This window comes from Paenibacillus sp. S25 (assembly GCF_019454085.1).
Taxonomy (GTDB): domain Bacteria; phylum Bacillota; class Bacilli; order Paenibacillales; family Paenibacillaceae; genus Paenibacillus; species Paenibacillus polymyxa_B.
The window spans coordinates 3,418,162-3,433,103 of the sequence record NZ_CP073683.1 but is presented as its reverse complement, the minus strand read 5'-3'; the positions used below and the strand labels follow the sequence as shown (position 1 = coordinate 3,433,103).

Here is a 14,942-nt window from a genome sequence, read left to right as displayed (position 1 = left end):
TGAAAATTCTCATGATTTATAATAGAACTTGAAAATAAAAAGCAGTCGCGTTGGAATCAGCGCGACTGCTTTTGTGTATCTGGAAAAAAATATTAATGACGAGATAAGGTCTTTTAGGAATAACTGCCGGCTTCTACAGCTTGCTCCCATGCCAGCATAGCAGATGGGAAGCATTCAATAGCACGGGGAAAGACCCCCTGTACATAAGCGATGAAAATACCATAGTTCACAATCGGCACTCCGGCAGCTTTCGTTTCCGACATTCGATGAAGCATCGTACGCCGATTGAGCATGCATGCACCGCAATGAATAACCAGTGCATATTCGCTCAGATCATCAGGGAAGCTGGAGCCGGATGCATGCTCGATGATTAGACGTTTGCCTATCGTTTGGCGGAGCCAGCGGGGGATTTTCACTCGACCAATATCGTCAGATTGGCATTGGTGAGTGCAGGCTTCGGCAATGAGTACACGGTCTCCATCCTTGAGGCGATCAATGGCTCTTGCACCTCGTACCAGTTCGTCCAGATCGCCTTTATGACGGGCAAACAGGATGGAAAAAGAGGTAAGAGGCACATCCTTGGGCGTGTCGGCAGCTACTTTCATAAAAACCTGTGAATCGGTAATGACCAAGCGAGGCTTACGTCCCAATCTCTCCAGCGTCAATCGTAGTTCATGTTCTTTGGTTACTACGGCGATGGCATCGCTCTCTAGTGTATCGCGGATTGTTTGCTGCTGTGGCAGGATCAATCGGCCTTTTGGTGCAGCTTTGTCGATTGGGACGACCAGCACAACAACATCGCCGGGTGACAACAGGTCACCGACGATACGGAAACGATCCTCGTTTTGGGGGAGAGTATTCGTGATAGCCTTTTTCAGTTCCGTGTCTCCCCGGAGCAAAGATGCACTGAAAGGAATTAGGGTGAGATCCAATTCAGTTGCCAGCTTTGTAGCCGTTTTATCTGATTCAGTAAGGGTATCTACCTTATTCAATACCCCAATAACAGGAATCTTTTTGGTGCGGAGCTTTTCGAGTAGCTCATGCTCGAATGGTCCGACTCCAACGGTGGCGTCGATAACGAGCAAGGCCAAGTCTGTACTATTAAGTATTTCTAGCGTTTTGTTGCGGCGCAGCTCCCCGACCTCACCCTCATCGTCCAGTCCGGCGGTATCCACCAGAACAATGGGACCCGCTGGGAGCAGCTCCATCGGTTTGAAAACTGGGTCCGTGGTCGTTCCTCCTACAGGAGATACCACAGCGACGGGCTGACCAGTCAGGGTGTTCAGAATGCTGGATTTGCCTGCATTACGGCGACCGAGCAGGACAATATGTGGTCGGTTGCTACGAGGGGTATCATTCATTCCCATGGTGAGTTCCTTCTTCCTGCCCCGGAATTCCGGGTTTGGTTACTGTATAGGGATGGCATAATTGGTCAATCCTCGAACGGGTCAGTAGGCCGCGATCTTCTGCAATATCCTCTGGTGTGCGACCTTGCACAATGGCTGCAGATGCAATGGAGGCAGCTTCATCATAGCCAAGCTCCGCGACCAGCGCAGAAGCCATCACGGCTGAGTTACGCAGATTTGTAGTACAGCGTTCCTCACGCACGATCAGGCCGCGCACACATCGTTCCTCGAATAGTCGAACCGCGCTGTTTAGAATATGTAGCGACTCCAGCAGCGATTCGGCAATGAGCGGCAGGAATGCGTTTAGTTCCAACTGACCGGAGGCAGCGGCCATAGTGATAGCCGCATCTTCGGCTATCACACGCATGGCTGTTAGTCCTGCCATTTCAGCTATTACCGGATTGACCTTGCCAGGCATAATAGAGGATCCGGCCTGAACTGGAGGCAGCGTGTATTCGCCAATACCACCGAAAGGACCAGAGGCCAGTAGGCGAAAATCGCCAGATATTTTGTACAGATTCACGGCGGCTGATTTGAGTAGACCGGATACCTCCACAAAGACATCCATATTTTGAATCGGGTCCATCGGGTGGTCGCTGCGACTCAGTCCAAAGCCAGTCTCATCCGCCAGCTTTTCGACCATCCGATAGCTGTAAGCACGGGGTGCGTTCATTCCTGTGCCAATCGCCGTGCCTCCAATAGGGATTTCCCGCAACCGCTCTTCGGCTTTATAGAGACGCCAGCGATCGCGCGCTATAGCCTTTGCGTAGGCACCAAAGCCCTGCCCGGCCATCATGGGCAGGGCATCCATTAGCTGAGTGCGACCTAGCTTGAGCAGGTCGGCATATTCTATTTCTTTATGCTGTAAAACATCCTGTAATGAAGACATCGTGTCACATAAAGGCCGAAGCAGCCGTATCGCTGCAATTCGTAGCGCTGTCGGATAGACATCATTCGTAGACTGGCAGCAGTTCACATCATCCAGAGGATGTATAATCTCATACTGCCCTGGTCTGCCTCCTAGCTGTACGATGGCCAAATTAGCAATGACCTCATTTACATTCATATGGGTACTGGTGCCTGCGCCGCCTTGCATGGCATCCACGGTAAACATATGTTGGTGCCTCCCGGCGAGTATTTCGTCGCAGGCATTTACAATGGCAGAGGCCCGTTGGGCAGGAAGCCGTTTCTGCTCACCATTCACTTGAGCGGCTACTTTTTTTACCAACACAAGAGCGTGGATCAAGTTTTGGTTCACGGGCCTGCCACTGACCACAAAATTGTTCATCGCGCGTGCGGTGTGAATACCGTAAAAGGCATCTGCGGGAATTTCCATCTCTCCTAGCGCATCCCGCTCGGTTCGCGTATTGGTAGGCAGAGGGAAATCTTCGGTCATAGACCCGTTGCCGGAATGCGTGTCATATGCAGTAGCTGACGTGCACTTGCAGCGCGTTTTTCTTCAACCCGGGCATGAACCAGATCTGGCTCGACCAGCTTGAGGGCTTGTGTTGGACATTTACCAATACAGGCCGGACCGCCGTCCACGCCTTCGCATAAATCACATTTGCTGGCAATCATGCGCTCTTTGGGTTGCAAGCGTCCTGACATATTGGTATACAATCCATCCTGCACGACAGGCTGCCCGTTTCGATACTCGGGTACCATGTTAATCGCGCCGTAAGGGCAGGCGATCATGCAGGTTTTACAGCCAATGCAGCTTTCGCTATTAATGAGAATGCAGCCATCTGCATTCGTAATAGAGCCGTTCGGGCAAGCGTTGGCGCATGGAGCATCCTCACAGTGACGACACTGAACGGGTGCAGTGACCCCAAATGATTTGATAACCTTCAGACGAGGGTGAAAATGAAACTCATCATCCGGCGAGATAAAAGGGTTCTCCGCTGAATGTGCGATGACACATGCGATTTCACAGGTACGACAGCCGATACATTGATCGGGATCAGCTAAAACAAAACGGTTCATACAATTCGACTCCTCTCTAACTTACGACAAAAATAATGTATACAGCATAAAAATAACTTAATGTATTAATGAATGGAGTAATCCGCATCCCCTTTGGTGGAAATAGTGTTGCTGCGGCTTTGCTTGCCGGGCCCCCGTTGTTGGAAGGTGGTGTGCAGCAGATGATGCGACACATGACCCAGCGGCTCACCTAGAAATTCATCATAAAGTTTGATGATGTGAGGGTTCTCATGCGATTTTCGTACCTGGTGTGCAGCATCATGTCCATAGATGGAGGATTTACGTGCCCGATAAGCTTCAATTCGTTGCTTTTCTAACATGAGCTTGGGTTGTCCCCCTCCGCTGATACATCCAGCAGGGCAGCCCATCACCTCAATAAAATGATAATCACATTCGCCCGCCTGGACACGATCCAGTAGCTGATAGGCATGTTGTAGCCCGGCGACGACCGCTACCTTGAGCTGCAGCTTGCCTACCTGAACCTCAGCTACTCGAATGCCTTCCTCACCACGTACAAAATCGAGCTGGAGTTTCGGCAGTTTTTCATTTGTCAGCAGCTCGTAACCTGTACGGATGGCAGCTTCCATGACTCCTCCGGTGACTCCAAAAATGGAGCCTGCACCTGAATATTTCCCTAACGGTGAATCGAATTCTTCATCAGGCAGGTTCGCAAAATCAATTCCGCGCTGCTTGATCCAATATGCAAGTTCACGTGTGGTCAGTACCTCATCCACATCACGGTAACCGTCAGATTCCATTTCGGGACGATCGCATTCAAATTGTTTACAGGTACAGGGCATGATGGCAACGCTGTATATATTCGCAGGTTCCACCTCGTCCAGTTGTGCGCCATAAGATTTGATTAGCGCTCCTAACATTTGCATCGGAGATTTGCAGCTGGATAGATGGTCTAGCAGATTGGGATATTCTATTTCTGCAAATCGGACCCATGCTGGACAGCAGGATGTGAACATGGGTAAGGGACCGCCTTCGGTCACGCGACGAATCAATTCAGTGCCTTCCTCCATGATGGTCACGTCAGCTCCAAAGTTGGTGTCGTATACTCGATCGAAGCCAAGGCGGCGCAAAGCAGCAGCCATTTTCCCAGGCGTCAAGGTGCCGAACGGCATTCCGAATTCCTCCGCGAGTGAAACACGAATGGCAGGAGCACACTGGACGATCCGAAACTGTCCAGGTTTGGTCATCATATCGGCTACCTTATTCAAGTTGTAGCTATAATAGGCAGCGAATAGCGGCTCTCTGATGTCGGCAGGCATATCGCGTTCTTGGATACGTTCCAGCCGTCTAGCGGCGCCTTCCTGTGGAGATGAACCTGCCCAGTCAGATGCGTATACGCTGCATATTTGTACACATTGACCGCAAATAACACATCGGTCTGCATTAACGGTTTGCGGTTCTCCGGGCAATCCCTCTATGGCATCAACTGGACAAACCCCAGCACAACGTCTGCATCCTGTGCAGAGCGTAGGGTCAATATGAATGACAGGGTCTGTGCAATCAGTCGTCTTCATACAAGGAGGCGAAGAGATCTTGTCTATTGTGGTTGACATGGTTTTCTACCTTTCTGCGGCTGATTTTGACCTTATAGGCGTGGGAAAAAGACTTCCCGCCGAGGCTCTGGAGGTGAGTCGGATATACCTTTGGCCAGCCGTAGGACATGATTCGGGCAGGCCTCTACACATGCAGGCTGTCCGTTCTCTGTTTCCGCGCACAGATCGCATTTGCTTGCTGCGGTGCGGGGAAGGGCGACTCGATTTGCACGGTGAGTCAGGCCGGACTGCGTTACAACGTGTCCTGCCCGGTAGACCGGAGACACCTCAATTGCCCCGAAGGGGCAGGCCAAAACACAGGAGGTACAGCCGATACATCGTTCCTCATCAATCATAACGACGCCGTCCTCCTGACGAATGGCTTGCACCGGACAGGCATGTGCGCAGGGGGCATTTTCGCAATGCCGGCATTGCACCGGCACATACATATTCCCTGTACGTACAACATACACCTTGGGTACAACAGGTACGCTGACGGTTCCGACCGAAGCTCCTATGCCGTTAGCCTGACTGTGAACGGCGAAGCACGCCAGTTCACAGGCTTTGCAGCCGATGCACTGTCCGGCGTCCGCGACTACAAAAGAAGAAGCAACAGCGCTTGTTCTACTGGCTGCTCCCATTCTACTCGTCGAAGCTAACCGGGTATCTGTCGGACGGTGCATCATATTCCCTGTGCCGCTCATCTCGTCACCTTATCAGCCAAAACAGCTTCCTGGACGTTCATCTGTCTGCGAATCCGTTGGTACGATTCATGTACATCACGTTCGGCCTGCGCTTGGTCGGCAATCCGCTCCAGACGGATGGCACAGTATTTTAATTCCGGGGTTTTGGATACCGGATCGAGAAAATCAGCAGTCAGCTCGTTGCATGCTCCAACCCACCAGTGATAGGTCATGTAGGTCGCACCTTGTTGCACACGGTCACTGATTTGTGCCCGTGCCATGATGCGTCCCCGACGGGAGGATATGGCAACAATTTCGCCATCCAGAATATTCAGATCTGCTCCGTCTTCTGGGCTAATCTGAATAAAGCCAGGCTCATCAGACAACTGACGCAGCGCGCGGCAATTACCAGTCATGGTTCGCACGGAATAGTGACCTACCTCACGGACTGTAGACAAGACAAGCGGGTATTTTGCATCCGGTTGTTCTTGTGGTGGACGCCATTCACAGGCGAATAATCTGCCTTTGCCACTAGGTGTCGAAAATTGATTTCCTTTATACAAATACGGTGTACCTGGATGATCCTCAGTAGGGCAGGGCCATTGCACGCCGCCTTGCTGCTCCATTTTTTGGTAGCTGGCACCGGAGAATAATGGGCTGAGGCTACGCATTTCATCCCAAATTTCTTCTGTGTTTGCATAGGACATAGGGTAGCCCATGGCGGTAGCAACCTCGCTAATAATGGCCCAGTCTGGCTTAACATCACCCTGTGGCTCAACGGCCTTACGGATGCGCTGAAAGCCCCGATCTGCCGAAGAATATACACCGTCATGCTCGCCCCAGGCAGTAGAAGGGAGGATGACATCGGCGTGCAGCGCTGTTTTGTTCATGAAAATATCCTGAACCACGACAAATTCCAATTGGTCTAGGGCTTCACGCAACTCGGCGGCGTTCGGATCACTTTGTACAGGGTCCTCGCCGAAAATGTAATAAGCTTTCAGCTTGTTCTCCTTCAGAATGAGGTGTGGTACCTCCGTAAGTGGATATCCTTTTTTACGCGGCAGCTCAACACCCCATGCTTTTTCAAACTTTTTGCGGACTGTGTTGTCTGTTACATCCTGATAACCAGGATACACATTCGGCAATGCGCCCATGTCGCAGGAACCCTGTACATTGTTTTGTCCCCGTACAGGTCCGATTCCCACATTCGGCTTGCCCAGATTTCCAGTCAACAGTGCAAGGGAGGCAAGCCCCTTTACCACATCAACGGCCTGTGAAAATTGACATACGCCCATTCCGTACAAAATTGTAGCGGTAGGGGCCTTTGCATATTCCCTCATAGCCGCCCGGATATCGGCAGCCTTGACCCCCGTAATGCCTTCCGCATATTCGGGAGTATATTTTTTAATGCTGTCTACGTATTCGGCAAAGCCTTCTGTGTTTGCTTCAACATATCGTTTGTCGTACAGTTCTTCATGCACAAGTACATGACCAAAAGCGTTCACCAAAGCCATGTTCGAACCGCCCTTTAAGGGTAGCCACATATTCGAAATACGAGCTGTTTCGGTCATGCGCGGATCGCATACAATAATTTTGGCGCCTCTTTGCTTGGCAGCTACAATGCGTCTTGCGACGATCGGATGTGTTTCGGGTGCATTATATCCAAACACGAAAATGAGATCAGAGTGTTCAATTTCAGGAATAGAGTTGGACATAGCTCCATCTCCGAGCGAGTAAGTCAAACCTGCCACAGAAGGGCCGTGGCATACACGAGCGCAATGGTCAATATTGTTCGTGCCAATGACCGCTCGCATGAACTTTTGCATGACATAATTGGCTTCATTACCCGGACCGCGTGCGGAGCCCGTTCCCATAATGGAGTCGGGTCCGTATTTTTCCTTAATTGCTGATAGCCGTTCGGCAGTATATTGAATGGCTTCCTTCCACTCCACTTCCTCCATAACTCCATTTTTGCGAATCATAGGCTTGCGCAAGCGTGCAGTCAGAATTTGCGGGTCATTCAAAAAATCCCATCCATAGTGTCCTTTCAGACACAGCGTTCCTTCATTCGTACGACCACCAGCCGGCTCTGCGCCAATTACCTGTCCTTTTTCCACCAGCAAATGAAGCTGACAACCGCTCCCGCAGTAGGGACATACGGTCAATACCTTGTCTGCCATAAGTGCAGCACCTCTTTTATATGAAATAGATGAAACTCGTAACATAAAAAAAGCCAATACAAAAATGCCGCTTTACGCTGCATCCTGTACTGGCTTATCCGCGAGCGAGGAGACAAGCTCCTTCCCGCTAATCCAACCGGTGTATGTGTTGTAGTTCTAGAGTAATGATAATGTGTCCGTCTCCATGGACGGAGGGGCAGACCTCCCAAGTATAAGTGAAGGGACTGCCGAGTGTTTTTTCGGCTTCGTTCATAAACTCCTTTTCTAGATAGGGACGAAGGACGTCCCAATATTCCCTGACCTTGTCCTCAGCCCCTTCATGAACGAGAATTTCGGACAAATTAGACAATGTACCTCGAATTTCTACCGTAATCCGGAGCGGCGAATCCAGTGAAACCTTGACGTTGTCCGGTCCTTTTCCCCGGTAGTGCTTGACAATACACACGGCCAACTTCCTGATGCGCTCACGGTATTCCAATTCAGTATTCAACATCTGGACACTCCGCTTCGAATCAAAGTTAAGGCGTACTTGCCGCGCATGCCAGACAGCCTGTGTAGCTGGTTTAGAACAAGACGTAACCGTCCCGACCAAGGTGGTCTGCCCAGCACGGCGTATCACCCTTCTATGGTAGAACAGGTTGACCCGGAAAGATGTGAAATTCATTACACTGAACCAAAATTTTACATGGATTAGACCGCTCTTCAAGCAACTATACCTCTATGGTTTGTATGATGCTTCTCGTTCCATCGCGTTGTTTGTCCTGATCCAATACAAAAGCAGTTGAATGACAAACTATGGGCTGAGATTAGTAAATGTCATTCTCAAAGCCCTTTATACTAAAACAGCACAGTACGAATCTCAGAGATTTTAGTAAATTATTCATTTATATGATTTGCAATATCAATTCTTTATTATTATATTGGGCGGAAATGCTAGTCGAACACCAGAAGGCATAGATATGTTATTTAAAATGGTGGTAAGGTGCGGACTCAAGATGTAGTATCTTTGCGAAATTCAATTGTAGAAGGGCAACTTCAAGGCCGCCAAATGAAGGCTTTGAAAGAATTACTGCCACGTGTGGCTGAACATGAAGCCGCAAGTCAAGCCACGTTAAAATAAAGAGAAGAGGTCCGTGCTAGAATGCATGGACCTCTTCAAACCATTATCAATTGATTTTTTATAAAGCTTTACTGTTTAACCAGAACGGATAAATCCCCTTCAAAAACTTTCTCCTCTTTGTTATTGAAAGTCGACAGCAATACAGTAACGAGTCCTGTTTCATTCCGCTTCTCCTTTATTCCAATCACTTCAACAATGGTATACAATTCGTCGCCTGGATACACTGGTTTGATAAATTTAATATTATTCATAGCCGTTCCAGCAATAACCTCATCACCGTAACTGCCTGTTTCAACCCAAAGCTTAAAAGAAACAGCTAATGTTTGAATTCCTGAAGCGATAATTCCATTAAATCTGCCTTGCAATGCTTTCTCTTCATCTAAGTGCATATATTGAGGGTCAAATTCCCTTGCAAATTTGGTAATGTCCTCTTTAGTTAACATTAAAGACTTGGTTTTAAATACTTGTCCGATATAAAATTCATGAAACCGCATTATTACACCTCTTGATTAATTATTTTTTTATTTATATTAGAGTAGCATAATATCACCAATCAAGTTAAACTGCCCGTTAGCTTAATGGCGTATTGTCAGTCTACAACTTAATATTTCCCTTTAAAATCCGTAGCGTATAGCAACAAAACTAATTTAAAGTATAAGCATGAAAAGCCTCTGTTAATTCAGCGGATTTTTATAGTCCATCTCAGCAAGTAACCCTCCGTACTTTTGTACAGTCAGATCAATGTAAGTGTTGCAAATCAATAAAAATTATTGACAACTGTTAAATTATGGACAACAATAGTATGCAATAATATATAAATATTGGTACTTCTGTATGGAGGGTGGTTTATCCATGGGAATTACACCCACGATTAGAGCGGAATTGGAACAATATCTAAAACAAGAAGGCTTGAGCATGATGGAGTTTGGACATATAGCAGGCATGAATAGGGGGATAGTAAGTAGCATAGTGTCAGGCAATAAATCTATGTCTGTTAACCAGATAGATCGCATTACCGAAGCTATGGGTTTACCAGAAGGCTACTTTTACGACCTATTTATAGAAAACTACATCATCGACACCCCCCCCGAATATGAGACGAATAGAGCCATTTTTGTATCGTTGTGCGGAATTGGACAAGCTGGATGCGATCCGTCGAGTGGTGGGAACCATTATGGACAACCTACTCTATTCGCCTAAACTATTTGATATGGCAGAAGTGCTAATAGCACAGGGACGACATGATGCTGCGTTGCTGTTCTATAAGGGTGTAGCTGAAACGGAGAAGTACCAACATTCTGAACGATTGGCGACCTGTCAGTATCGAATGTTCACGATTCAGGTTGGTGACGATCAAAGTCGTAATCTTAAGGCAGCTACGTTGTTCGAGCCTTACATTGAACGTCTGGATGAAATGGACCAACTTGACGCATTGAAGGATTTGGCGAACGTGTACAGGTCTTTGCGTAAGTGGGATAAGGTTGAGGAAATGGCAGGGCAGATGAGAGGGAAAGCGGAAGTACAATATTCCATAAAACATCAACAGAAGAATCGAAAGAACAGCGAGCATGAAAAGGAAACCAGAGGGCCGTTATTTGGATACATTGCTTACGCCGATTTGTTGTGTGCTAGTGTTTGTGAAGCCCAAGGCGATTATCAACAAGCTCTACAGTATACATACGCCTATGCAGATTTGGATTGGGTCAAAGAGACTGACGAAGATACTCAACACTGGGTAAACTTGTTCAGTCAGTGGGCAGAAGGTAACACGTACGTTAATAAGCTCCTGTCTGGAGATGTTAGCGTGCTGCCAGACTATGTTGAATATGTAGCAGCAACATCAACAGCTAACGAAAATGAGAAACTCTCAAAGCTGTTAAACGTTATGATAGCGGCTAACCGATATGAAATAGATGTGGATGATGTCCTTTCACGTTTTGAAACGAATATTAATTCATTTGCTCAACTCCCAACATCATCTGATATATATACCCAACAAGTAATACCAGACTATTTCGCATGGTTTGGTTATGAAATGGCTCATTATTATTTACATCGGGTGAAATACAGTGATGGCTTTAAATACTTGATGTATGCAATGGTAAAGTCACATATAATAAGTAATGAAACTTACTTTATAAATTGTATTGGTCTGTTTATGCGTTTCCAAGTCCATGCGACTCCTGAAATCAAAACAGAGTTCTCCAATCTAATTGAAAAGGTGTGGTTAAGTAATGTTGAAAAAAATGGCATTGTTAATCGTTGCGAGTAGCTTTTTGTTTTTTATAACCGTACCCGCTCACAATCATGATCAGCTTATTCAGACCCTTGTACAAATTGGGGGATTTTAAAGCAAAAGAAAGCTCTGCCGACCATAAGGTTAGCAGAGCTTTTTTCAGTGCAGGAATTACCGCAGAATTCACCAAATAACTATCTTGAGGAGATCAGCATAAACTATACATATAAAGTGTTCGGATCTTATTTCTTTCGTAAGCAGTTTGAATTTAGAGTAGATATGAAAGGAACTACCAGATTGTAGTCGGAAGTCTCTTTCAGGTAGACCAAATCAAAAAATAGGAGGGGAAATTATGAAGAAAAGAATATTTCTTTTCTCGATTTTATCTTTAGCTATAGCCAACTACGGTAGGGGTTGCTTCAGCTTCACCAAGTATAATTAGCAAAAACACCATAATTAATCAGAGATCGGGGGGAAGCGCAACTGTAAAAGAATCCTTTAGTGTCCCTAAAGGATGGGGTCATGTTAAACTTCGTATGAAGAATCACTCTGAACATCCTGTAAAGGTAAGTTTAACTCACAGCGGTTCAAACAAACTATATATTGAAGGTTTAGTAATCGCTCCTCACGACACAGTGACTTGGAAATCTACTGACCAAGGTTTCAGCGACGGTTTGCGTTCTGGAGACTACATACTTCAGTGGAGAGGCAGCGATTATAAAGTTAATGGGGAAACATGGGGAGTAGCTGATTCATAGCCTGGAAACCTCTAAATTACCCTGGCTTTACAACTTGTCCTTCTAGCCATTTGGTGAGGAAGGTTAATTATGGGGTTGTTCAAGCCAACAAGTGAATTAATCCCCTTAATTGGTCGGGAGAGCTTTTATTCATTGATCAGTTTGAATTTAGAGTAAATGTGAAAAAGGACTCCGCTGGTATGTAGCCAGTATGGAGTCCTTTGTTGATTTATTATTTAGTTGAATACTCACTTACTTCAAACGTGAGTATTTTATTGAATATTACATAGTCTTTACGATTACTAAATGGACCTTTGTTGTTATTGTGCTTATCAATGGCAAAGAATGAAGCGCCTCTACCAGCATCCTTTGCGTCATACCAAGCAATGAAGGCATTCAATTCTTTTTTACTCAGATCGAATTCTTTATCAAACCCATTGTCCATCGTTACAGTTAGAATAGCACGGTCTCCAGTTGGTTGTGAGGAACCATCTGTATCCGATGGATCAGGCTTTGTAGACGGATCAGGTGTTGTAGATGGATCGGGCTTTGTAGATGGGTCAGGTGTTGTGGACGGATCAGGTGTTGTAGATCCACCCGTAGCTTGATAAGGTAAAAATCCTTCAGGAACTGGATACTTAAACTCACTTGCTCCGAAATTAGCAGTATACGTAGCAGGTGGTGTTTTAGGGTTTCTTATATAAGGATATACAGTCTTTCCTAGTGAAGAAGGAGTATATTTCGAGACCCCTTGTGTAATACCGTTTTTATAAAAGGTTAGTGTGTCATTTTCTAAATCTAAAGCAATCGAGATAACATCATTTACTTTATAATCGTCCCCATAATCATAAACCCCAGCATTAGTAGAAGAATTTGGAGGACCATAGTTCGACCCTGAGTATCCTTCATACCTAATTGGTTGTTTGGTATCTGGACTGAATAAGCCCACTTCACCAAAACCACTTTCGAGCTTTATTTCCCAGTACCATTTTCCTGAGTTTTTACCTACATTAGCAATATCGGTTTGATTCCATTGAGGAATTGTTTTTGTTAGAGACCCATCTGACCAGGTCACATTGGCAGTTTCTGCTTTTGTAACTGTAGGAAATAATGAGAACACGGAAACTCCAATAAATAATGCTAACAAGATACTCCCAAACTTTTTGAACATTTTATTATGCATGACTTCCTCCTAAAATTATGTAATAACAAAATGAATTATAAATTTTGTTTTCAGGAATGTCTAAACATTTATGTCTATATATTCAAAATAAAGTTTAATAGTGGATTTAAATTTTTAGTGTAGTAATTACTCTCTCTTGTACTCCATAAATGCTAGGTCTTTTTTTGTTTTGCGACAACATGCGCGATACTTCAACACGTCTCACAATATAGTATTGAGAAGATTTGAAATACTATGGAAATCAGTCAACAAGCAGCAGCTAATATTCGATACATAAGCCCTAGTAATAACCGGGGAGCAGGATCATGGGTAAGTCATCAATTAGATAAGTATGTTGATGGAACACAGGTAAGATTCATATTGAAATAAAGACAAGGACTCGACCAGTATAGAAGCTGGTATGAACCCTTTTTTTATACCCAATAAAAGATAAATATGAAAATATATAGATTATATTTATAGGTCATCAAGTTTATGTTTAGACTCTTTAGATGGAATTAAGTAATCTTATGCCTACAAAAGCACATAGGGAAGAAATTGTTTTGAAAAGAAGCTTTATATTTTTTATTATTTGCATAGTTTTTTTCTCAACAGAAACACAAATATTTGCTGAACAAAATGTTTGGACAAGCGAGACCGATTTAACCAAAAAAATCGACAGGGTAAACCTTTTAGCTATTGATGGAAAGATATACTCAATAGGGGGACATGACCAGAACAAATTCTATGACACGATTGATGTTTATGATCCCGAAGCTAAAACGTGGACACAAAAGGGAAAACTTCCAGCAGTGAGAGGAACGGTTAACGCTGCTGTATATGATGGTAAAATATATATTGTAGGTGGCGAGCCTATAAATAACAAATTAGATATCTATGACCCGGTGAAAAATGAGTGAACACAAGGAAAATCATTTCCTAATGATATAGCTGGTTACGCTGCTCAATTTGTAAATGGAAAGCTTCTTGTAATTGGTGGATTCACCAATTATAACGATTCATCAGACAAAGTTTACGAGTATGACCCAAGTACCAACATATGGACAGAGAAGGCTCATTTATCCACTCCTCGTAGATATACAACTTCTGTATTAGTAAATGGAAAGGTGTATGTCATAGGTGGTATTAACGAATCAAAAGGGATGCTTTCTTCTATTGAAGAGTATGATCCTCAGAATAATACCTGGACAACAAAGTCATCGATGTCCACTCCACGTATGGGGTTGGCATCGGTTGTACTAAATAATGAAATATATGCTATTGGAGGTAATACAGCCACTGATACAGTAAGCGGACCAGGAACAGTTGAAGTTGAAAAATACAATCCTAAGACAGACACCTGGTCTAAAGTAACCAGCATGCCGACTGCAAGGGGATTCTTGTCGGCAGTTAGTTTGAATAATTCAATATATGTTGCAGGTGGATCTAATAAATCCGTATACTTTTCAGTCTTTGAGAAATATACGCCTGGCGATAATGGAACCTCTCCGAGTCAACCGGGAGATCCAGGCACCTCTCAACCCGATAACCCGGTGGGAGATCGTGCAATCATGGTAGTTACCATGACAACCGGCTTAGAGAAGGAATCTGACCTGAGCATGAAAGAGGTTAACGACTTTATCTCATGGTATGAGGGCAAGCAGGCTGGTTCTGGATCGGCTTCATACGCCATTAACAAGCACGATAACAATAAAGGACCATTCAGCAGCCGCAAGGACTACATGCTGTTTGATCGTATCCTTACGTTCGAAGTAAGTGAATACACTAAATAAATCAAAAAGCTCAACTGACCTTAATGGGTCGGCGGAGCTTTTTTTGTTAAGAAGCCCTTCCTTTAACCAAGACCTCGCATAGCCTATGGAGT

11 protein-coding genes and 2 pseudogenes are annotated in these 14,942 nt (G+C 45.2%); 4 read left to right on the top strand and 9 right to left on the bottom strand.

Annotated features, from left to right (window positions below; translation table 11 throughout):
- Positions 1–113: 113 nt before the first annotated feature.
- The 8 genes from hydF to KAI37_RS14950 form a co-directional block, all read right to left on the bottom strand.
- Positions 114–1,367, bottom strand: coding sequence for a [FeFe] hydrogenase H-cluster maturation GTPase HydF (gene hydF, locus KAI37_RS14985; RefSeq protein WP_071641314.1), 1,254 nt, complete (start codon positions 1,365–1,367; stop codon positions 114–116).
- Positions 1,354–2,802: an aspartate ammonia-lyase gene (locus KAI37_RS14980; RefSeq protein ID WP_220029756.1), complete on the bottom strand. Its 1,449-nt coding sequence runs from the start codon at positions 2,800–2,802 to the stop codon at positions 1,354–1,356. Before KAI37_RS14980 ends, hydF begins: the two co-directional genes overlap by 14 nt.
- Positions 2,799–3,389 (bottom strand): 4Fe-4S dicluster domain-containing protein, encoded by a 591-nt coding sequence (locus KAI37_RS14975; protein ID WP_028540676.1) that lies wholly within the window; start codon positions 3,387–3,389, stop codon positions 2,799–2,801. Before KAI37_RS14975 ends, KAI37_RS14980 begins: the two co-directional genes overlap by 4 nt.
- Positions 3,390–3,454: 65 nt before the next feature.
- Entirely contained in the window at positions 3,455–4,960 is a 1,506-nt protein-coding gene (locus KAI37_RS14970) for a [FeFe] hydrogenase, group A (protein WP_256703260.1), read from the bottom strand.
- 32 nt (positions 4,961–4,992) lie between these two features.
- Positions 4,993–5,643: a 4Fe-4S dicluster domain-containing protein gene (locus tag KAI37_RS26640; protein ID WP_076293074.1), complete on the bottom strand. Its 651-nt coding sequence runs from the start codon at positions 5,641–5,643 to the stop codon at positions 4,993–4,995.
- On the bottom strand, positions 5,640–7,802 hold the full coding sequence (gene fdhF / locus KAI37_RS14960; protein ID WP_071641308.1) for a formate dehydrogenase subunit alpha: 2,163 nt from the start codon (positions 7,800–7,802) through the stop codon (positions 5,640–5,642). The genes KAI37_RS26640 and fdhF overlap by 4 nt, the downstream gene beginning before the upstream one ends.
- 127 nt (positions 7,803–7,929) lie before the next feature.
- Positions 7,930–8,421, bottom strand: coding sequence for a DUF2294 domain-containing protein (locus KAI37_RS14955; RefSeq protein ID WP_258382987.1), 492 nt, complete (start codon positions 8,419–8,421; stop codon positions 7,930–7,932).
- 569 nt (positions 8,422–8,990) lie between these two features.
- Positions 8,991–9,416 (bottom strand): MaoC family dehydratase, encoded by a 426-nt coding sequence (locus tag KAI37_RS14950; RefSeq protein WP_076293075.1) that lies wholly within the window; start codon positions 9,414–9,416, stop codon positions 8,991–8,993.
- A 358-nt stretch (positions 9,417–9,774) separates the two neighbouring features.
- Between KAI37_RS14950 and KAI37_RS14945 the strand changes: the two are divergent.
- Positions 9,775–11,194: pseudogene (locus KAI37_RS14945) on the top strand (transcriptional regulator).
- Positions 11,195–12,127: 933 nt separating this feature from the next.
- Here KAI37_RS14945 and KAI37_RS14940 read toward each other — a convergent pair.
- Positions 12,128–13,078, bottom strand: coding sequence for an SPRY domain-containing protein (locus tag KAI37_RS14940; protein ID WP_220029755.1), 951 nt, complete (start codon positions 13,076–13,078; stop codon positions 12,128–12,130).
- Positions 13,079–13,336: 258 nt separating this feature from the next.
- Between KAI37_RS14940 and KAI37_RS26470 the strand changes: the two are divergent.
- The 3 genes and pseudogenes from KAI37_RS26470 to KAI37_RS26705 all read left to right on the top strand — a co-directional run.
- Positions 13,337–13,447, top strand: a pseudogene (locus KAI37_RS26470) (NucA/NucB deoxyribonuclease domain-containing protein); the annotation flags it as partial.
- 140 nt (positions 13,448–13,587) lie between these two features.
- Positions 13,588–13,977 carry a Kelch repeat-containing protein gene (locus KAI37_RS26800; RefSeq protein WP_258382986.1) on the top strand — a complete coding sequence of 130 codons (390 nt, stop codon included), beginning with the start codon at positions 13,588–13,590 and terminating at the stop codon, positions 13,975–13,977.
- Between the two features lie 27 nt (positions 13,978–14,004).
- Positions 14,005–14,850 carry a Kelch repeat-containing protein gene (locus KAI37_RS26705; protein WP_481856621.1) on the top strand — a complete coding sequence of 282 codons (846 nt, stop codon included), beginning with the start codon at positions 14,005–14,007 and terminating at the stop codon, positions 14,848–14,850.
- Positions 14,851–14,942: the final 92 nt, after the last annotated feature.

What these genes read in the sequence shown, in the direction of transcription:
- hydF (WP_071641314.1), bottom strand. Translation starts at nt 1,367, where the DNA reads ATGGGAATGAATGATACCCCTCGTAGCAACCGACCACATATTGTCCTG.
- KAI37_RS14980 (WP_220029756.1), bottom strand. Translation starts at nt 2,802, where the DNA reads ATGACCGAAGATTTCCCTCTGCCTACCAATACGCGAACCGAGCGGGAT.
- KAI37_RS14975 (WP_028540676.1), bottom strand. Translation starts at nt 3,389, where the DNA reads ATGAACCGTTTTGTTTTAGCTGATCCCGATCAATGTATCGGCTGTCGT.
- KAI37_RS14970 (WP_256703260.1), bottom strand. Translation starts at nt 4,960, where the DNA reads ATGTCAACCACAATAGACAAGATCTCTTCGCCTCCTTGTATGAAGACG.
- KAI37_RS26640 (WP_076293074.1), bottom strand. Translation starts at nt 5,643, where the DNA reads ATGAGCGGCACAGGGAATATGATGCACCGTCCGACAGATACCCGGTTA.
- fdhF (WP_071641308.1), bottom strand. Translation starts at nt 7,802, where the DNA reads ATGGCAGACAAGGTATTGACCGTATGTCCCTACTGCGGGAGCGGTTGT.
- KAI37_RS14950 (WP_076293075.1), bottom strand. Translation starts at nt 9,416, where the DNA reads ATGCGGTTTCATGAATTTTATATCGGACAAGTATTTAAAACCAAGTCT.
- KAI37_RS14940 (WP_220029755.1), bottom strand. Translation starts at nt 13,078, where the DNA reads ATGCATAATAAAATGTTCAAAAAGTTTGGGAGTATCTTGTTAGCATTA.
- KAI37_RS26800 (WP_258382986.1), top strand. Translation starts at nt 13,588, where the DNA reads ATGCCTACAAAAGCACATAGGGAAGAAATTGTTTTGAAAAGAAGCTTT.